Source organism: Nostoc sp. (genome assembly GCF_036917135.1).
In the GTDB taxonomy this organism is placed as follows: Bacteria; Cyanobacteriota; Cyanobacteriia; order Cyanobacteriales; family Nostocaceae; genus Nostoc.
Genome location: NZ_JBALEA010000031.1, coordinates 94572 through 112525 on the forward strand (window position 1 = coordinate 94572; position 17954 = coordinate 112525).

The 17954-nt window shown below is 41.2% G+C and carries 19 protein-coding genes and 1 pseudogene; 14 read left to right on the top strand and 6 right to left on the bottom strand.

Annotated features, from left to right (window positions below):
* Positions 1-29: 29 nt before the first annotated feature.
* From V7K50_RS09045 to holA, 10 genes and pseudogenes are all read left to right on the top strand, one after another.
* Positions 30-476: a DUF1257 domain-containing protein gene (locus V7K50_RS09045; RefSeq protein WP_334959220.1), complete on the top strand. Its 447-nt coding sequence runs from the start codon at positions 30-32 to the stop codon at positions 474-476.
* Positions 477-479: 3 nt separating this feature from the next.
* Positions 480-704, top strand: coding sequence for a DUF2997 domain-containing protein (locus tag V7K50_RS09050; protein WP_334959222.1), 225 nt, complete (start codon positions 480-482; stop codon positions 702-704).
* A 45-nt stretch (positions 705-749) separates the two neighbouring features.
* Positions 750-1007, top strand: coding sequence for a hypothetical protein (locus V7K50_RS09055; RefSeq protein ID WP_334959224.1), 258 nt, complete (start codon positions 750-752; stop codon positions 1005-1007).
* On the top strand, positions 1004-2620 hold the full coding sequence (locus V7K50_RS09060) for an AAA family ATPase (RefSeq protein ID WP_334959226.1): 1617 nt from the start codon (positions 1004-1006) through the stop codon (positions 2618-2620). Before V7K50_RS09055 ends, V7K50_RS09060 begins: the two co-directional genes overlap by 4 nt.
* Before the next feature lie 104 nt (positions 2621-2724).
* Positions 2725-3276, top strand: a complete 552-nt coding sequence (locus V7K50_RS09065) for a WGR domain-containing protein (RefSeq protein WP_334959228.1) — start codon at positions 2725-2727, stop codon at positions 3274-3276.
* A 203-nt stretch (positions 3277-3479) separates the two neighbouring features.
* The gene (gene dnaN / locus V7K50_RS09070) at positions 3480-4931 is read left to right on the top strand and encodes a DNA polymerase III subunit beta (protein ID WP_334959230.1); all 1452 of its coding nucleotides are present in this window, start codon (positions 3480-3482) and stop codon (positions 4929-4931) included.
* Between the two features lie 320 nt (positions 4932-5251).
* A pseudogene (locus tag V7K50_RS09075) lies at positions 5252-5329 on the top strand (element excision factor XisH family protein); the annotation flags it as partial.
* A gap of 19 nt (positions 5330-5348) precedes the next feature.
* Positions 5349-5702, top strand: coding sequence for a XisI protein (locus tag V7K50_RS09080; RefSeq protein WP_094344630.1), 354 nt, complete (start codon positions 5349-5351; stop codon positions 5700-5702).
* Positions 5703-5948: 246 nt separating this feature from the next.
* Positions 5949-7436 carry a DNA polymerase III subunit gamma/tau gene (gene dnaX / locus V7K50_RS09085; RefSeq protein WP_334959232.1) on the top strand — a complete coding sequence of 496 codons (1488 nt, stop codon included), beginning with the start codon at positions 5949-5951 and terminating at the stop codon, positions 7434-7436.
* Complete coding sequence (holA, locus tag V7K50_RS09090) at positions 7433-8416, top strand: DNA polymerase III subunit delta (RefSeq protein WP_334959234.1); 984 nt, start codon at positions 7433-7435, stop codon at positions 8414-8416. Before dnaX ends, holA begins: the two co-directional genes overlap by 4 nt.
* A 245-nt stretch (positions 8417-8661) precedes the next feature.
* On the opposite strand, the gene V7K50_RS09095 is transcribed toward holA, so the two are convergent.
* The 6 genes from V7K50_RS09095 to V7K50_RS09120 form a co-directional block, all read right to left on the bottom strand.
* Positions 8662-9552 carry a nucleoside triphosphate pyrophosphohydrolase family protein gene (locus V7K50_RS09095; protein ID WP_069069434.1) on the bottom strand — a complete coding sequence of 297 codons (891 nt, stop codon included), beginning with the start codon at positions 9550-9552 and terminating at the stop codon, positions 8662-8664.
* Between the two features lie 205 nt (positions 9553-9757).
* A complete protein-coding gene (locus V7K50_RS09100; protein ID WP_334959236.1) occupies positions 9758-10876 on the bottom strand; it encodes a nucleotide kinase domain-containing protein in 1119 nt (372 codons plus the stop codon).
* Positions 10877-10967: 91 nt separating this feature from the next.
* On the bottom strand, positions 10968-11783 hold the full coding sequence (locus V7K50_RS09105) for a hypothetical protein (protein ID WP_334959238.1): 816 nt from the start codon (positions 11781-11783) through the stop codon (positions 10968-10970).
* Positions 11776-12645 carry an ImmA/IrrE family metallo-endopeptidase gene (locus V7K50_RS09110; RefSeq protein WP_334959239.1) on the bottom strand — a complete coding sequence of 290 codons (870 nt, stop codon included), beginning with the start codon at positions 12643-12645 and terminating at the stop codon, positions 11776-11778. The genes V7K50_RS09105 and V7K50_RS09110 overlap by 8 nt, the downstream gene beginning before the upstream one ends.
* A gap of 44 nt (positions 12646-12689) precedes the next feature.
* Positions 12690-13040, bottom strand: coding sequence for a helix-turn-helix domain-containing protein (locus tag V7K50_RS09115; RefSeq protein WP_069069437.1), 351 nt, complete (start codon positions 13038-13040; stop codon positions 12690-12692).
* Entirely contained in the window at positions 13037-13330 is a 294-nt protein-coding gene (locus V7K50_RS09120; protein WP_069069438.1) for a hypothetical protein, read from the bottom strand. The genes V7K50_RS09115 and V7K50_RS09120 overlap by 4 nt, the downstream gene beginning before the upstream one ends.
* 276 nt (positions 13331-13606) lie before the next feature.
* Between V7K50_RS09120 and V7K50_RS09125 the strand changes: the two genes are divergently transcribed.
* From V7K50_RS09125 to V7K50_RS09140, 4 genes are all read left to right on the top strand, one after another.
* Positions 13607-16219 carry a DEAD/DEAH box helicase gene (locus V7K50_RS09125; protein ID WP_334959242.1) on the top strand — a complete coding sequence of 871 codons (2613 nt, stop codon included), beginning with the start codon at positions 13607-13609 and terminating at the stop codon, positions 16217-16219.
* 220 nt (positions 16220-16439) lie between these two features.
* Positions 16440-16694, top strand: a complete 255-nt coding sequence (locus tag V7K50_RS09130) for a hypothetical protein (protein ID WP_094333544.1) — start codon at positions 16440-16442, stop codon at positions 16692-16694.
* Entirely contained in the window at positions 16691-17029 is a 339-nt protein-coding gene (locus V7K50_RS09135) for a type II toxin-antitoxin system RelE/ParE family toxin (protein ID WP_094344623.1), read from the top strand. Before V7K50_RS09130 ends, V7K50_RS09135 begins: the two co-directional genes overlap by 4 nt.
* Before the next feature lie 180 nt (positions 17030-17209).
* Complete coding sequence (locus V7K50_RS09140) at positions 17210-17953, top strand: hypothetical protein (RefSeq protein WP_334959245.1); 744 nt, start codon at positions 17210-17212, stop codon at positions 17951-17953.
* The last annotated feature ends 1 nt before the right edge of the window (position 17954 follow it).

The following is a 17954-nucleotide window of genomic DNA, read 5'->3' on the forward strand; positions in this document are numbered from 1 at the left end:
TACCAGTCCACAGTATTTAGAGGTAGGAAATGTCACATTTTTCAACTGTCACTACAAAACTAACTAACCGTGAATGTTTAGTACAAGCTCTACAAGATTTGCAGCTTACCGTCCAAGTTTATGAAAAACCACAATCGCTGAGAGGTTATTACGACGACTCCCAGGGGAAAAGTGCTGAGATTGTTGTCCCTGGCCGTAGTTTAAGTGTCCGCGCAGATATCGGGTTTAGGTGGGATCAAGAGGCAGGGGTGTATCAACTGATCCATGATGCCTATGAAACTGTACCCCGACTAGGAGAAGACTTCTTTTCGCACACCCTAATACAAGCCTACGGACAGAAGATGGTTCGCGCTAAAGCAGCCCAGTTACAAGAACATCTGGGAGAATGCACCATCACAGAAGAAACCAACGGTCAGGTACATACCCTGCGCCTGGCATTTTCAGCACATCAGCAAACCCAACAAGTTCGGAGATAATTTATGGAACGGGCAATCTTGATACATTTTGACACTGCTACAGGTGAAGTGAAAATAGAAGCCGAGGGATTTGAGGGATTGTCGTGCCTAGAAGCAACCCAACCCTTTGAGGAAGCTTTGGGTGTGGTACACAGCGATGCCTACGGCGGTGAACTACGCACTTACAAACCAGAATCTCAACAACAGCTTCGTAGCATCATTACTCATCAACAACGACTGCACCAATAAATATTCGATGGGGGGACGAAGAAAATCCCCCTGCACAATTTTTCTATGAGTGAACTAGCTGAAGATTATCCGATGCTCCATATTTACCCCTCAAAAGGAGCGCGGCAACCAGTAATTATCAAAGGAAATGCGGAGGGACTGTGCGCTTTAGTCAATGCCCTAATTTCCGCCATTGCTCATCCAAATTCTTCTGGAGTTGCTGAAGTGTTTAACGGCGATGCCGAAGTTTACGAAGTAGTCGTGCATCTTGTTACCACTCACGAAAAACTTTCTCCCGTACCCGATCAAAATTCGCAACAATGAAATTATCAAACCTGATTACCACCATTGACTCTCAAATACCCATCGTGGCAATAGATGTTCTGTCCCCCGAAGAAGCCACTATCATTCAGTGGTTAACTACTGAAGTGATGGACAAACTTAACAGTCCTGTATACTTCTGGAATTTGGGAGTTTCCGGCTTGGAGCAATGTCTGATTGCTGACGACGGTGGACTGGTATTCAAATCAGTCGAGACGTATAAAAAGCCTCATAACATAGACCCTTTAATATATGTGTTCGAGTACATCAACAATTTCGGCGGTAATGGGGTTTTCATCCTGGGAGATGTTCACCCTTTTGTGGGTAAAAACTCTCTGCAATTGAGTTGGGAAGTTCTCACCAGAGTCAAAAACTTGTACCATCGCCTCAAACCGACTGAAAAGCGAATTGTGTTTTTAGGTCAAAACATTCAACTGCACGAATCCCTGCTGAGGCTAATTCCTTGCTGTGAAGTTCCTTTGCCCAGCATTGAGCAAATTCAAGACCACTTAGAATCATATTTGCTGTACTTGCAAGAATCTGCCAGTGAGCAAGAGGTAACTTTTACCGTATCTCTCACCACTGAAGATAAAGAAACCTTGGCAAGAGCAGCATTAGGGCTAACCTTGGAGGAAATCAGCGACTTTCTCCGGCTCACTGTTAAGGAGCGATTAACTTCTAAAGGTATAGTAATTGATGCTACTGTCATCCCTTTGGTTGTGGAATACAAGACCCGCCTACTGGCTCAAATGGGTATTGAATTAGGTAAACCGGCAACAATACCGTTTGGTGGACTAGACCTGTTGCGGGATTGGTTGCAACGCCGCCGCCGGTTATTTTCCCAAGAAGCGCGATCGCTAAATCTACCCCAACCTAAAGGTGTACTACTGGCAGGGCCACCAGGGACGGGTAAATCGATAGTAGCAAAGAACATTGCAACCATACTCAATCTTCCACTGCTGCAATTAGACATTGCTTCAATGCTTGGTAGCCTGGTGGGAGAATCTGAGGGCAATGTCCGCCGCGCACTCAAGACTGCTGAAGCGATCGCACCCTGTATATTGTGGATTGATGAGGTTGAGAAAGCACTTTCAGCTAATGGCGATACCTCTGGAGTATCACAAAGGATTCTGGGAAATATCCTCACTTTCATGTCTGAGTGTACGGCGGGGGTGTTTGTGGTGGCAACCTGTAATGACCCAACAGCGCTGCCTATTGAGTTCAAGAGAAAAGGGCGGTTTGATGAGAATTTCTTCGTTGACCTGCCTACTGAGTTGGAACGTTGCCAGATTCTCAAAATTCACTTAGAACGGTTTGGTATAGAAGTTCCACAGGAATATTTAGAGGCGATCGCTGCTGCTACTGACAAGTTTAGTGGTGCTGAGTTGGAAACCCTGGCATCAGAAGCAGCACTACTGGCTTTTGATGAGGGAAGACCTCAGCAGGTCACACTGGCTGATTTAGAAAATTGTCAGCAAAACATCACCCCTTTAGCTGTTCAAGATGCTGCTGCTGTTGAGCGGATGCAGTCTTGGTCAAAGATTGCGCGACCAGCTTCCAGTCCTGTGCAGGTGTCTAAGAAAGGTCTTCGTACTTCTAGGTTCCGTACTAATTAGGTATTTCCAAATTAGTAATGATTTGAAGCTTTTGTCAAATGAACATCTGTTGTTGAGATATTCATTTGACATGGCAATACTTTACTCTAAATTATGTCAAAAATATGGAAGTTTACTTAATATTTGTCAATGCGGCTCAGAACAGTAACAAATTCTGGAGTGCAAAAGTTGAGCAAGGTAATCTAACTGTTGAGTGGGGTAGGGTCGGCTACAAATCTCAGCAAAAAGTTCACTCTTTCGGTAATTATCAACAAGCAGTTTCTAAATTCCACAGTCTCGTGGCTGAGAAGAAAATGAAAGGCTACCGAGAAAGCCAACCTCAAATTGATAGTACTTCTGATTCTCTAGAAATCAAAAGAGCTATCCAATTACTGGAGATTTTGCGCCCTTATGTAGTACAAAGACAATTTGCCAATAGAAATTATCTAGAGACATTAAACCAATATTTGAAAATCGTTCCTACACCTTTAGGAATGAAAATAGACCCATCTCGAATATATCGCGATGTGGCAGATGTTGAACATCAACTATCACTGCTGAACTCTTTGTTGGAAAATGATTCTGTGCTGGGTGATAACACTACAGAAGAATCTGCTAATAACAGCAAAATTATTAGTTTAAAAAGCATTGGAAAGAACTTTTGGAGGCATTTGTAGAACTTAATAATTCAGGAGCGGAGCCTGATACTCCGAAAGCTAAGATTAGAATAAAGGCTTACCTGAGAGCCGTGAAATGGGATATATCAGTAAAGTTCTGTATGTCTCACAGAGTAAAAGCATCTGATTCAAAACTTCACATCCTTTATTTTCTGCTATCGCAGTCACCTTTCTAACAATGACGCAACCAGAAATAAATCATCATGACTCAAACAGCATCGAAACAAAGGGTAAAGCCTGCCAATCAGACAAAACAAACAAGTGTAGCTACTCCTAAAGGCGAAAATGAAGTATCAGCAAATATCCCAGAAATATCTACAGGTAAAAAGAAAAAATCTACATCTCCTGATGCTGATGCTTCAACTGAGCCTATCTCAAATAAGCGTACTAATAAACGTTCTGCCAAATCAGAGTTAAACTCTCAACCACTTATAGAATCAGGAATGGAGGTAATCTGCTCACAAACTAAATTTCACGATGCACTCTCTTTAGTTAGTTGTGCTACCCCAGCTAAACCTACCCATCCTATTCTTGCTAATGCTTTAATCATTGCAGATATTGAAACACAACAGATACATTTAACTGTTACTGATTTAGCATTAACAATTCAGGCAAGTTTTGAAGCCCAGGTGTTGCTCAAGGGTGAAATTACTGTGCCAGTGGAAATGCTATTTGAGATAGTTAAGCATTGCCCTAATGGTAATATTAGCCTCAGTAGTCAGACTCAGATTCTACAACTTAATGATGAAGATAAGCAAACAAAAGTCTGCTCTCTCAGTTTATCTGATGCTGATGGAAAATATGAAGTTAGAGGCATTAGTGCTGAAGAATTTCCACCTAGTTCTACAATTGATGCTACTCCCATTCCTCTGCCAACAACAGTTTTCAAAGATGGTTTGAAAGGTGTAATTTATGCTGTCAGCACTGATGAAAATAAATATATCTTGACCGGAGTTCATATTCAACTTACACAGGAAAAGTTAAAGTTTATTGGTACTGATGGGCATCGAGTTGCAACCACCGAACTTTCAACTCAAGGAATTGGTAGAAAACCCCGCCAACAAGTAGAATCTGAAGAGATACAATTTACTATTCCTGGTCGAGTCCTCAAGGAACTAGCGCGTAACTTGGATGATTCTGTCGAATTCATTAATCTGTTGTATGATGCCCAAAGTAATCGCTTGGGTTTTGCTTGGCAAGATATTATCCTCAGATGTCAATGTCTTGAAGGAACTTACCCTGACTGCGAACAGCTATTGGCAAGATTTAGCTTTGACCGAGAAGTAATCCTAGAAAAAGCATTCTTAGTCAAAGCACTGGAACGGTTAGCTGTGTTAACAGATAAAAAAGAGAAAGGTATTTACTTACAGTTTGATGGAGCTTTGCAGCAGCTACGACTATCAATTGAACGGGAGTTTGGCAAAGGCGATCAAGTTATTGCTGCTCATCTACCATCAGAAATGTCATTGAATATTCAGTTTAACCTCAAGTATTTAGTAGAAGCAGCCAAGGCAATTCCCAGTTCCGCTATCAAAATGCACTTACAACAATCAGATCATCCTGCCATGTTGGTTCCTTATGGAGATAGACCAAATCCAGAACTGCAAATGGAAATGCGTCAATTCTTACTGCCACTGTACACTCTAAATGCTTAATAAATGTTAATCGGAATCTTGAAGTTTTGTAGGGTGTTTTGGATACGAGTGGTGTTTATTTTAGACGGGGATTTGAGGAACTCTGGACAAAACTGACAATATAAACGAAAATCCTCGATTTTGACAAATAGAAATTGTACATTTTGGCGGTAGATATCCGAGTATTTGCCGCCAAAATGCCAAATTTATCCAGTTTTATCAAGAAAAAAGGAAGCAAAGTAGGGTGCAAGAAGGAAAGATAGAAAAGTATGTTTTAGAATCTAATTGTTACCCAATATGGTAAACACTTTACAATCAGAGTATTACTCTATAGTTCCACCATGCCAGCAAGAGACATATACCATAATGAAGTCAAGAACGCATTGATAAAAGACGGTTGGACTATCACAGATGATCCTTAAAGGAGGAAATTTGGCAATGGATAAGCTAGAGCAATACCGCAATGGTATTAAGAAGATATTAACTGAGTATTACGAAACTACTAATACTCAAGTTGTAAAAGATCCGGGAGTTGAAGTAAGCGATCGCTTGGCTTTTGATGAAACAAGAGATCAATATCTTTGGTTTCGATTTGGGTGGGATGACAAAAAGCAGATACAATATATTATCATCTATCTCTGCATTAAAAACGGCAAAGTTTGGGTGGAAGAAGATGCAACTAATTTATGCGTTGTTGATGATTTGCTATCAGCCGGAATACCCCAAGCCGATATTGTTTTGGGTTTCCATCATCCCAGTAAACGAGGTTTAACAGAATTCGCTACTGCTTAAGGAAGCAGGTAAAAAATAGAAATTTAGCGTTTTATGAGCCAAGGATATGAATTCTAAAATGGCTATAGCTCGGTTGTAAATTCCATAAACTTATACACCTGTTTCAACGTTTAAATAATTAGGCATACTCAATTTATGGTATAGGTAAATACTGCTGGTAACGGTTGAGCAAATCAGCCTACTTTGGATTCAAAATTACACCCCCTTAACAGGGGTAAGGGCGACAAATTAAGGTTAATGAATCCTATGTCTACAGTCGCCCTACATCAAAAATATCGACCCCAGACAATAGCCGAATTAGTTGGACAGCCCTACATCAAAACTACTCTGACTAATGCTGTCAAATACCTGCAAATTGCACCAGCTTATTTATTCACAGGTTCTAGAGGCACAGGTAAAACCTCAACTGCTCGGATATTTGCTAAATCCCTAAATTGCCTCAACACTAAAAAACCAACTGACCAACCTTGTGGTATTTGTCAATCCTGCCGTTCAATTGAAACCAGTAATAGCCTAGATGTTAGTGAAATTGATGCTGCTTCTAATAATGGTGTAGATGATGCCCGTGCTTTAATTGAGCGCAGTACCTTAGCACCTGTTGCAGGACGTTACCGAATTTTTATTCTCGATGAGTGCCATTGTCTAACCGGTAACGCCTTCAATGCCTTACTTAAGTGTATTGAAGAACCACCACCTCATGTTGTTTTCATTCTCTGCACAACAGAACTGCACAAGGTGTTACCTACTATTGTCAGCCGTTGTCAGGTGTTTAATTTCCGTACTTTGTCTGTTCAGGCAATTGTACAGCACCTCGGTATTGTAGCAGATGCAGAATCTATTTCTATTGATGATGAGGCACTAACAGCGATCGCAAGACTCAGCGATGGTGGATTGCGGGATGCACTGCAATTACTGGGTCAGGTGAGTCTTTTAGATGAAGATATCACTGCTAATCATGTCATGGAAATCGCTGGTGGTGTGACAGAAACAGAATTAATCTCAATTTTACAGGCAATTTCCACCAACAACACCTTTAACTTGCTGCAAGTAGCAAGAGTTCTAGTAGACTCTGGTAAAACGCCCAAATTGATTCTCTCTAATTTACTGCAAACATACCGAGATTTACTGATTATCAAGTCTGCACCCAAAGAGCAATCCCTACTAACTGGTTGTGTTAGCTATGCTCAACTCAAGGTTTTAGCAAATCACTGGAATTTCGAGACGCTGAATTTGTCCCTAACAGAGTTACAAAAAGCAGAAAACTATCTTAGGTACACAGTAAATGCTGCTGTGTGGCTAGAAGTTTGCTTACTGAACCTGATACCCAGTTTATTGCCTGTCAGTGCAACCAAGACGCTAACTGCTAAACCTGTGCATAACGGCAAGTTGCTACCGACAGTTGGAGTATACACCACAAACAAGGTGACAGCTAAACCTGTAGATGACAAATTATTACCAGCAGTTGCAGCCCAGACTACTAACCTGGATCAAATTTGGCAGCAGGTGATGGATACAGCTAAACCCAGCAATCAAAAGCTGTTGGCTCATGCTCATCTCGTTAAATTGCAAGGTGACAAGGCGATTTTAGAGGTTACACCAGCTTACCTGAATAAGTTTGAGAGTAGTAAAGAAGCGATCGCTAAAATGTTGCAACGAGCTACCCAAAGTCAACAACCAATGACTGTGTTAATTAAAACTGCCAACAAGAGCAGTAACGGGAGGGTAAAAGCATGATTGTCTTGCTGACAGGTGACGACCAACACGCTATTCAAGAACAGCTAAACCAATACAAAGCAGAGATTGATTCCCAATGGCTCACACTTTGCTATCACCGATTTCCAGCCGATCACCTTGACCGAGCCATCAGCGTAGCTCGCACTTGTTCCCTCACTGGAGGTAAAAAACTGGTGATTGTGGAAAATTGCCACCTCAAGCAGTGGGGTGATACTGAGTTGTCAACTTTGCAGCAGCTTGTTCAAGTGCCTGAATTCACAATTTTGGTGTTTGTCGCCACCAATGTAGATAAGCGCCTGAAGATTTACAAACATTTTGTCAAGTATGCCAAGTTGTTTGAGTTTTCATTGATACCACCTTGGCGTACTGATTTGATTGAAAAAGCGATCAGTACTCAGGCGAAAAAAATTAAGCTGGTGTTGTCAAAGAATGCGGTGGAATATCTAGCAGAAGCAATTGGTAACGACATGACTCGTGCAGCTACTGAGTTACGCAAACTGTATATTTATGGTAATGGCAGACAACTTGAACTTGCAGAAGTAAAAGAGTTAGTGCCATGTCAGACTCAAAGTAGCCTACAACTGGCATCTGCTATTCGCCAAGGAGAAAGCAATCAGGTTTTGCACCTGCTGGATGATTTACTGTCACGCTCGGAACCATTAATGGTGATTGTTGCTACTCTCCTAACACAGTTTAGAACTTGGCTGTGGGTTAAGTCTGCGATTGTTTCTGGGATTAAGAAAGATAGTGAATTAGCTCAACTATGCAATATCAGCAATCCTAATCGCATTTACTATTTGCGTCAGGAGGTAGCAAATACAAGCATCAATGCTTTAGCTAAAGCAGTGACTATGGTGCTGGATTTGGAGATGTCTATTAAGAGAGGTGCTGATAGCGGAGCGGTAGCGAGTCATCGAGCGTCAAGTAAGGATTTACTGCTAATAATTCTTAGTGTTAGCAGGTTATTTAAGTTAACTTAATCAACATAAAGTTGACTGATAGTTTTGGATTTTGGATTGTATATTTGATTCCGGTCTAAAATCCAAAATCAGTTATTTAAGTAAGTCCAAGTCAATATTTCACGTTGGTAAAAGGCAGGAGGCAAAGGAAATAAGGCATATGGTAAGTACCATAATAGTCAGCCAGGTTTCTGTGAACGCTTGATGTGAACCACCACTTTTACTTACACCAGATGGAGGAAGTATTAAACGATCTGTTTACCACTTTATTTTGCTTGATAACTTATCGAACTTGTATCAATGTCAATAATAACCTTACCGCCCCCATTTTTTTCTACTTGTCGCCAAACTTTATACCCATCAACAATTGCCTTCTCCCAATCACCTAGCGAACACTCTCGAACTTCTAAATGCAAGGTCATATTTTTTATAGTTTTCAATAGTTGGTCATCTATCGTTACAACGCCTTCCAAAAACCCATGATCCTTGGCATAGCTGAATACAAGTGCTGATATACCTTCATCAATAGCTATTGCCCGACCACCATCTTCAACCTCGTCAATACGAGGATTACTTTTACGCTTGCGTTTAAGGTTACTGCGAATGACTGGCGACCATCCCAAAACAGCAGCATAAGACAAATGAAAAATATCATGAAAGCGATAGCCATCACTAAAGTAGGAGTTATCGGTAAGGTAATTTCCAATCTGTTGACCATTAATAAATGCTCTCACTTTCACTGAGTTATCTTCGCTCACTTCAGTAAGATATAGCTCAAACTGTCGCGGTAAACTTTCGTGTTCGGAAAAGTTACTATCAAATATGTAGGCTGTAGTTTGACTATCTATTTGTACTGAATCTCTTCTTCCCCAACGGTCACGACACTTATTCAGATTAATTTGTGCAATTTCTGCCAAATCTAGATCAAATTTACTGGCTACGTTAGCAACGTACCAAAGTAAATCCCCTAACTCTTCTGCAACACAATCTTTAAAAAGTTTATGTGCATCTTTATCCCGGAGATGCTTTTTATATTCAGCGAGGAGTGAACCTGCTTCACCAACCAAACCCAGCAGAGGTATGATTATTCCATCTCCACTTTTAGTAGGAACTTGATCAGTTTTCAGGGCTTGTTGTTGATACTTACGAAAATCCATTATCCACTCCTTATCTTGAGATTATATTTGGTGTTGCTGATTATGGGCATGAAAAAATAGAGTCTGAAAGCAGGCTCACTTGGCCATGCTAAAGTTGCTGAAGCAAAGCCTTCTGTAGAGTTATCGGAGTTGATTAGAAACTTTTGCAAGGAGGGCAAATAATTTTACATTTTTTAAATTTGCACCCCTCGTTTAGTAATACCTTCTATTTAGATTTGGAAGCAGCTTTAATTTTTATATCCTCTTCAATAGCTTGGTTAATTTTCCATTTTGGTGGATACCAATAACTAATTGGTTGTACGTTAACTGAATACTTTTGCTTTATACGTGTTCTTCCTGATATTCCCGATATTTCAGGGTGTTTCATCCGAGAATACTTATCTACCTCACAAAATAGATTTTGGCAGTCGATTAATTGCAGTCTCCGTCCCCAAAGGGAATGATAATTTAGTCCTAATCGCTCAAACTCAGATTCTTGGATATCTGCCATGAATTTAATAATTTCTGGTTCGTTTAAACCACCCAGATCAAGAAAACATTTGCGGATACCATCAAGCGCACCAGGACCAGGAATTACAAACTCCATCTCGCTATAGCTAGTAATCTCGCTATAGTTAACATCAGTTATAAACTGGTATGCCAAAAAATCGCCAATAGTTGGATAATTATGTAATAAATCGAAACCCTGGTGCATATTCCGTGAATCTGCTAGCTTCTGTGGCAGATCATCAGTCATCATCTTTTCAATCAACTTGAGATTATTGCGGTGCTTTGTAGTATATCCAAATGTTTTGCCACCCGATGGCATGATATATGCCGCAGAATAGATAGTCTGACCGGACTGCATGGTTTCTGTGAGGATTTTATCGTAGCGTTCAAAGCAATAGTCAGCATAAGTAATATGTCCAATATTTTTTTCTAGAAGCTGCCAAGTTTCAATTTTGTTGAAAATTTTGAAGAGGATAATTCTAAAGAATACCTCATTGATTGAAGATGGTAGATCGTCCCGATAGATGACATTTCGTATCAAGTACTGGCTCGTGCGGTCGCTTGCGCGGTAGGCATTGGTAAATTTGTATGTGGAAAGAATTGGATCATCAGTCCAAGGCACTTGTGCATTTTCTAGCTTCTTATAAAATATCTTTTGTCGTTCGGCAGCGAATTGCCAATAAGTATTGAATACAACTGTAGGCTTGGCGGGTAGAATATGTGAAATGATAACTGGCGATGAGATAGGTTTTTCTGCACTATCGCCAATTCCAAGACTTAACTGTTTGTTTTGATTGGCGTTTTCGCTAGACTGTTTCTGACGTTTTGTTCCCATTTTGTCTCTCTAAAGAAACATTTCTGTTTCCTTAAATCCGTAAAGTACTCTCACCCGTAAATATCTTTTATTAAGCTTGTCTGGAAAAAAGCTATGTTTGATCTATTGTATGTTCGCAAGTTGTTTGTTGCATAATATTCCGAGCCGCCTCTATAACTGGAGTTAAAGTTGGCGATCTTGTTCCAATTCTTTCTAATTTTGCTACACCTACGAAGCAGTTCATCCGGTCAAATGTCAGTCCCATTTCGTAAGCCATGAAATTGCCTAATCTGCATAGTCCCAAGTAGTTGCCGTATGCTTTATCAAAAAGTTGTTGGGTTGCGTAGAAAGCATTTAAAATAAGGGTTTTATCTTGATTATTTGGTACAAAGCTAACATGTTGTAAACAAGGAAAGCCTAGTTGCCTACAATTAGGAATATGGTCTCGCCCTGGATCAAAGATAGAAGCTTGAAACATACTTCTTCTGATTGTTGGGTGTGAATTATACTCAAAAATGATGTGTTCGAGTTGGTTGCCATTGTGGGGCCCAGAACCAAAACCAATCAGTCTTTCAAAGTAAATACCACGTCGGTTTTTCGACGGTTCAGCAGCTTTGTATCTGGGAAGAGCATTAAGATAAATCTCAAAGAATTTCTTTCGGTCATACTTAGCCATTCGCCAGAGAGAGCTAGGAAAAATCGTATTTGCAACTGTGTGAATTTTTTGTTTTTTGTTCTTTACAAGGCAATTATCAAGAGCATCTCGAACTGATTTGTCTTCATTTACAATACCGCTGCTAAAACCTGTTAAACTAACCACCAATGGCGAAATTTCTTTGCCAGGATTATCGATAATGTGTAGAAATATACGACTCCAAGCGCAAGAGAGGTTTGTTTCGTTAATGGGGAGAGGCGCACTATTACTCATCTTCCGGCTCCTCAAGATGGCGATATTTGCTTAGTCCTACAAACTGATAACGCGAAACCCGAACAAAAGCTGCCCACTCAGCGTCACGACAGTAAACGCGCACAATACCAGGACGATTAGCTCGGAAGAGACGACCCTGTGAGTGATTTTCTTGGAAAGTGATAGTGTCATTCGTTGCTTCTGCTGTGTTTGGTAGTAGAAGATGACTTCCAACTTCAGCATCAAGTGTAGGCATTGACCAATGTGCATCAGCAATTATCAACGGTTCTGCTGATGAACGCCCAAGAAAATCTTGGCGGATAGACTTGGGTGTAGATTTTTGAAGTGACGCAGCTTTGATGCGATTAATCATTTTTAGGGTATAAGTCATGTGATTGATCAGAGTCTCGTACCCAACACCAAAACTACAGGCAATCGTGAAAATCTGAAGTGGCGTTGCTGAAGCAATATCCCAGCCACGCGAAGCAAATGCTTTTCTCACCCCCAAAGTTGGCATAAGTAGGAAACCTGCAAAGGAGTCAACCAGAAACTCGTCAGGATGGAAAGTCTTAGATTTCTCCGAATCCTCTGTTAGTTCATCAATCGTTGAACTATGTCCAAAAACGTGGTGTCCGAGTTCATGAGCGCAGGTAAAGTTACGCCTAGTAAGGGGTCGCAGCGCAGAAAGCCATATTTGTGGTTCATCTCCTTTGAGATATATGCCTTCCATGCTACTAATATCAACAAACTTAACTTTGACATTGAGTTTGTCGCACAAGTTATAGATACAAGCCGGGCTTTTAAGGTCTAGACCAACTTGTTTCCGAATATCGATTGATTTAAGCATGGCCTGTTGAGCCAATTCTTGCCTCTGATTAGCCACAGATTTTTTCCTACACTTGGTATCAAGGTAACTAATATTACTAATCACAGGTTGTCTCTCCCCGTTCGCATTGAAGCAAGTAATGTTAACAGTCGGTCTAAATCTTCTGGCTTAAGCTTTTGGAGTTCTCTAGCAGCAAGCTGAAGTTTATTGTCATGGACATCGACCTTATTCGCACCTTCACCAAGTAGCCATGACACACTGACATCAAAAATTTCTGCAAGCTTTGTAATTTCTTCGGCGGAAGCATTTCTCTTGCCAGCCTCTATTTCAGAAATAGAGGGTCGATGTAGACCAAGAGTTTGAGCTACCTGAGCCTGAGACAAACCTGCCATTTTACGTGCTTCGCGAATGCGAGAAGCAATTATTGCTTTCTTGTCTTTTGCTTCAGTCATCTCCGTTTCTCCTCTTTACTGACGATTTCACAAACTACATCAGCTGATTCGTTGATGGTGAGTCGCCGCGTGCAATCCTCTGACAAAAAAATGTTTTTGTCATTAGGGATGTTCACGTTAAGTTCCGTAGCCAACATAGTGATGGCAACAGGCCAGAGGTAACTGTCAAGCCATGCTAAATCATTGATAGGACAAGTTGTTTCTGTGATTGGCTGTCCTTCATATCCGCTATCGCTCTGGATTTCTTTAAACACTTCTATGAGCTTGACCTTTACATTTTCTGGGGTCATAGTGCAGCACACTATATTACCGTTGGTAAGAAAATCTTACCAAGCGTAGGATAAAATGTCAATCGGAGTTCAGGGTAATATTTAGGCATTTAGATGTTAATCATCTCAAAGTCCTTGAAACCGACCAGAGGTAAGTTATATGTAGCGCACTGTGTGCTGAATATTCTTATGCCCAGGGTGAGGCAATACGTAGCAAAGGTTATAATAAATACATATTTTTTCAGTAGCACTCCCCCAATGGGGGATTTTTTAGGGCAGTGAGCGAAGACTACGACTATGACCACGCCCAACTACAATGCCCTGCTACAAAGCTTTTGGACACCACCTCGTACACACATTACAGAAAATTCCAACTCAAATAACCATCCTACTGAACCAACAGATATTGCTGGATTTCTAGGTGAAGATTTACTCTGGCAGCAAACTATCTCTGCCAAAGAACCTAATCTGAAAAATATCCCTAATGACCTACCAAATAAATTAATTAAAGCACTTCACTCATTAGGAATCACCCAACTTTACTCTCACCAACTTCAAGCCTTACAAGCAATTAGACAAGGTAAAAGTTTAATCCTCACCTCTCCCACAGCCAGTGGCAAAACTCTCAGCACATACCCCGCAATTCTGGAAGGTTGTATCAATGAAGAACATCGAGCATTAGCATTTTATGGACTACGAGCCTTAGCACTAGACCAGTTCCACAAAATCTCTGAATTACTCTCTACCATACCAACACAATCCAGACCTATACTGGCAATGATCACTGGAGATGTCAAATCAGAAAAACGAGAACAAATCCTCAAGAGTGAACCGCATATTTTAGGTGTCACTCCAGAATTAATCCACTTTCAACTCAAGCAAGCCTGGAAATCAGCGCATTGGGCAAACTTTTATCAGCGATTGCGCTATGTACTGATTGACGAAGCTCACACCCTCTCAGGTAGCTATGGCGCAAATATGTCCTGGCTGATTCGTCGCATTAAACTAGCAGTAGATCATTACGGTGGTGACTCCAAGAAACTGCAATTTATCTTCCTGAGTGCCACTTGTGGTAATCCTAAACAACTGGCTCTGAAAATCTCCGGCTTAAAACCAACTAAACTCAACCCCAAACCCCTAATTTGGATTCGCAAAAGTGGAGCAGCTTCACCATCTAGACAAATAATAATCACTCAGCCCAGTTACAATCTAACTGGGGATACCGCTCGGATAATTCAATTTTTGCTCAATCAAGGTAAATCAGGTATCGCTTTTTGTAACTCCCGTCGCAGTGTGCGGGAACTAACAGAATTACTCAAATCAAACCAAGTAGCCGCCTTCTACAGTGGCATAACTTCTGAGCGTCGCACAGAAGTAGTTGACCAACTCCAGTCTGGCACAATCAAGTGGATTATTGCCACAGAAGCGTTAGAAGCTGGAATTGACCTACCAGAGTTAGAATGTTGCATTTTGCGTGGCTGGCCTGGTTCCAAAATGGCATACCAGCAACGCAGTGGCCGCGCCGGACGTTCTCAGTCTGGACTGACAGTGCTGCTTCCCAATGCTCTCAACCCCATAGACTGCTATGTAGCAGAACATCCAGAAATGCTAGTATCGCCAGAAGCCGAGGAAGTCTTCTTTAATGACGAATATCCCATCTTTGCTGCTAAACATTTGATGTGTGCAGCCGCAGAAACTGGTATTCCTACTAATAAAATCAAGCACTACTTTGGCACAGCAGCTTACGAGGTAGCAAAACTCCTATTAGCCCAAGGGCATCTAAATAAAGGTCGTAATGGACTGTGGGCAAAAGGCTATCCCCATAAAGATGTTAACTTTCGGGGTGGCTTATCCCTAACTACCATCAAGCTAGTAGATGCAGAAACTGGGGAAGAGCTAGAGGAAATCTCAGAAGATATTGCTCACCGGGAAGTCCATCCCCAAGCCATCTACAAACGACAAGATGCCAATGGACGAATGCTGACTTATCAGTGCATCTCCCTTGACTTGAACAGCAAACAAGCAATTTTAAAACAGACAGCAGATAGCCCACTGTTTACAGTTGCAGTTACAGAATCAGAAACCAGTAGCCTAACAATGCTAACAGATCCGGTGAAGTTACCATTGCTGTTTTCTCAACTCAGTGAAGTTGATGACTGTCAGGAATACCTAACCCTGGAACTTAGTTTTGGTGAAGTTAAACACATTACCAGTGGTTACAGTTTAATGACCCAAATCTATGAGCAGACTTGTTTGAACAAGCGGTGTCTTAACTACAAAGAACTGCTACCTAAAGAACGTCGTTGTCCACTTTGTAGCAAACTCACACGTAAGGCTGTAATTGTGAAAACCCTGTCAGAAGAAAAGTTTGAGCAGCCTTTCCGTACTCAATTTTCCGCACCAATGGTCAAAGTAGCCATAAACTCAAGTGCGCGGGAATACCTCCAGCACAATGCCTTGGAAACTAGAACCAATTTAACCCGCAGTGGAGAACCGATTCCACCGGGCTATCAACAGTTGTGGGAATATTCCAGTCCCTTGATTGCTATCCACAGCTTTGGGCATCAAATTATGAGAGCGTTACAGCTGGTGGCTAGAGTTGACCCAAAACAGGTGAATTTTACAGTAGTGAAGGAGTTAGGGGAAAATAACAACTACACAGGCTATTTCTATGATACCAGTGATGGTGGTAATGGTGCGGCTGAAGCTGTGTTTAAGCATCTGCCAAAACTTGCTGGTGCTGCGAGAGCGATCGCCCTAGATTGCAACTGCGATACTGGCTGTGCCAAGTGTCTAATTCAACATGGTTGCCCTGATAGTAACACTGCTTTATTGAAGCAAATGGGATTATTGTTATTAGATGCGATCGCCTCCGGTCGGTCAGAGATCATTGCCTCCACAGGGGCGTAGTATCGTCGCTACATCTGATGTTTGACATGAGTATCGTCGTAGACATCGCTTGCAGCTTAATTTTACAGGTATCTAGAATTAGCGCGATGTCTATAACGGGCGTAGCTGAAGCACTCCCACACTTGAGCAGTCCGCTTTACCCAATCTATGAGGTGCCGCAGCGTCTCGTAGAGAAGGGCATCGCTATAATAAAACCAGTATCACTGAGGTAAAACTCACAATGTCCATTACACTTGATCTGCCACCGAAAGTTGAGGCACTGCTGCGACAGCGTGCTGAAAGTACTGGACAAGATATTTCGCAAATGGCGCTAGCGGTGCTGACTTTAGGACTGAGTTTGGACGATCAAGATTTTTTTGAGGCTTTAAAGGGAATCCAACGTGGGCTTGATGATTTTGAGCAAGGACAATTTTCGAGTTTAGAGGACTTCATTGCTGAACAAAATCAGAAATATGGATTGTCTCTTGAAGCATGACGTACCGCATTGATTTCTCTAGCATTGCGAAAGCCGAAGCGGATGCCGCATTCTTAAGTTTTTCTCAGTTTACCACAGATGAACGCGCCCAACTCTGGTATCAAGGGCTGATTAAAGCAATCGTCTCTCTGCAAGAAATGCCTCGGCGCTGTCCAATCGCTCGAGAGGATGCCTTCTTTAGTCAAGAAATTCGTCAGCTTCTTTACGGGCAAGGAAAGCAAACCTATCGTATTCTATTTACGGTTCTTGAAGATCAGCCTGTTCCAACGGTGAGAATTCTCCATATTCGTCATGGCGCACAGAAGACAATTGGTGAGCCGGAAGTAGAGGATTGATCATATTGACCGAACAATTCGCAGTTCGCAATTCGCAATTGCGGACGTAATTGATAATTGATTCATTTAGGGTACAAGCCCCTAATTTCAATTATGAAAAGAAACAAAACACGTAGTATCAATATTCAAGCCCCCGCATTCATGCGTGGGGTATTATTAATTGCGAATTGCGAATTGGAAATGACAGCTAATTCTTGTATCTTGGCTGTACGTATAATTAATTTGCAGCTTACCGCTGCATGGGAGAGATGTTATATTCTCTCCACCATGCCAGTAATTAATCTTGCCGATATTCAACAAATTACTAAAACACAGCAACAACTCCTATTCCCCAGTCAAAAATTTCATCCAAATCGCTCTGCCTTTGACTCTATAGTTGCAGATAACTTCTCTTTGGTGATGAGACAACTATTTTTAGGACTGACTGTAGAACCTTTATTAAATGCCTATCCTCAAATTGCTCAGTGGGTTGATCAAATACAGGAACTTGCACCGGAAATTTTTAAATCTCGAAAAAAGTTATTAGTCGATAATCCAGTAATTGCACCTCTTGCAATTAATGACAACAAGCACTTTATTCAAGTATTAACAAATATAGCATTTAAACAAGGTATTCCCAGGCTTTATGAATGGGCTATACGCCATCCACGATTAAGCTGGCAAGACCGGGTAAAGTTGTGGACTACGGCTAGACATTACTCAGTCACTCCTAACCAAATACAACTCGTAGTTTTAGCATTACATCCTGTTAGACCAGCCCAAAGATTAGATGTACGCTGGAATAAAAAGGATCAGATGCAGACTGAAAAATGGTTAATTAAACTACTGACTCAATCTCCAGATAACAAATCACAATCAAACATAGTCATTCCTGAGTTATCGTCAATGGTCAATTTAAAAGCTATTCCAGAAGTCAAGATTTAAG

Coding starts and splice junctions, on each gene's coding strand:
- V7K50_RS09055 (WP_334959224.1), top strand. CDS start 750: ATGAGTGAACTAGCTGAAGATTATCCGATGCTCCATATTTACCCCTCA.
- V7K50_RS09050 (WP_334959222.1), top strand. CDS start 480: ATGGAACGGGCAATCTTGATACATTTTGACACTGCTACAGGTGAAGTG.
- V7K50_RS09060 (WP_334959226.1), top strand. CDS start 1,004: ATGAAATTATCAAACCTGATTACCACCATTGACTCTCAAATACCCATC.
- V7K50_RS09095 (WP_069069434.1), bottom strand. CDS start 9,552: ATGGATTTTCGTAAGTATCAACAACAAGCCCTGAAAACTGATCAAGTT.
- V7K50_RS09120 (WP_069069438.1), bottom strand. CDS start 13,330: ATGACCCCAGAAAATGTAAAGGTCAAGCTCATAGAAGTGTTTAAAGAA.
- V7K50_RS09100 (WP_334959236.1), bottom strand. CDS start 10,876: ATGGGAACAAAACGTCAGAAACAGTCTAGCGAAAACGCCAATCAAAAC.
- V7K50_RS09125 (WP_334959242.1), top strand. CDS start 13,607: ATGACCACGCCCAACTACAATGCCCTGCTACAAAGCTTTTGGACACCA.
- V7K50_RS09045 (WP_334959220.1), top strand. CDS start 30: ATGTCACATTTTTCAACTGTCACTACAAAACTAACTAACCGTGAATGT.
- V7K50_RS09140 (WP_334959245.1), top strand. CDS start 17,210: ATGACAGCTAATTCTTGTATCTTGGCTGTACGTATAATTAATTTGCAG.
- V7K50_RS09065 (WP_334959228.1), top strand. CDS start 2,725: ATGGAAGTTTACTTAATATTTGTCAATGCGGCTCAGAACAGTAACAAA.
- V7K50_RS09115 (WP_069069437.1), bottom strand. CDS start 13,040: ATGACTGAAGCAAAAGACAAGAAAGCAATAATTGCTTCTCGCATTCGC.
- dnaN (WP_334959230.1), top strand. CDS start 3,480: ATGACTCAAACAGCATCGAAACAAAGGGTAAAGCCTGCCAATCAGACA.
- dnaX (WP_334959232.1), top strand. CDS start 5,949: ATGTCTACAGTCGCCCTACATCAAAAATATCGACCCCAGACAATAGCC.
- holA (WP_334959234.1), top strand. CDS start 7,433: ATGATTGTCTTGCTGACAGGTGACGACCAACACGCTATTCAAGAACAG.
- V7K50_RS09135 (WP_094344623.1), top strand. CDS start 16,691: ATGACGTACCGCATTGATTTCTCTAGCATTGCGAAAGCCGAAGCGGAT.
- V7K50_RS09080 (WP_094344630.1), top strand. CDS start 5,349: ATGGATAAGCTAGAGCAATACCGCAATGGTATTAAGAAGATATTAACT.
- V7K50_RS09105 (WP_334959238.1), bottom strand. CDS start 11,783: ATGAGTAATAGTGCGCCTCTCCCCATTAACGAAACAAACCTCTCTTGC.
- V7K50_RS09130 (WP_094333544.1), top strand. CDS start 16,440: ATGTCCATTACACTTGATCTGCCACCGAAAGTTGAGGCACTGCTGCGA.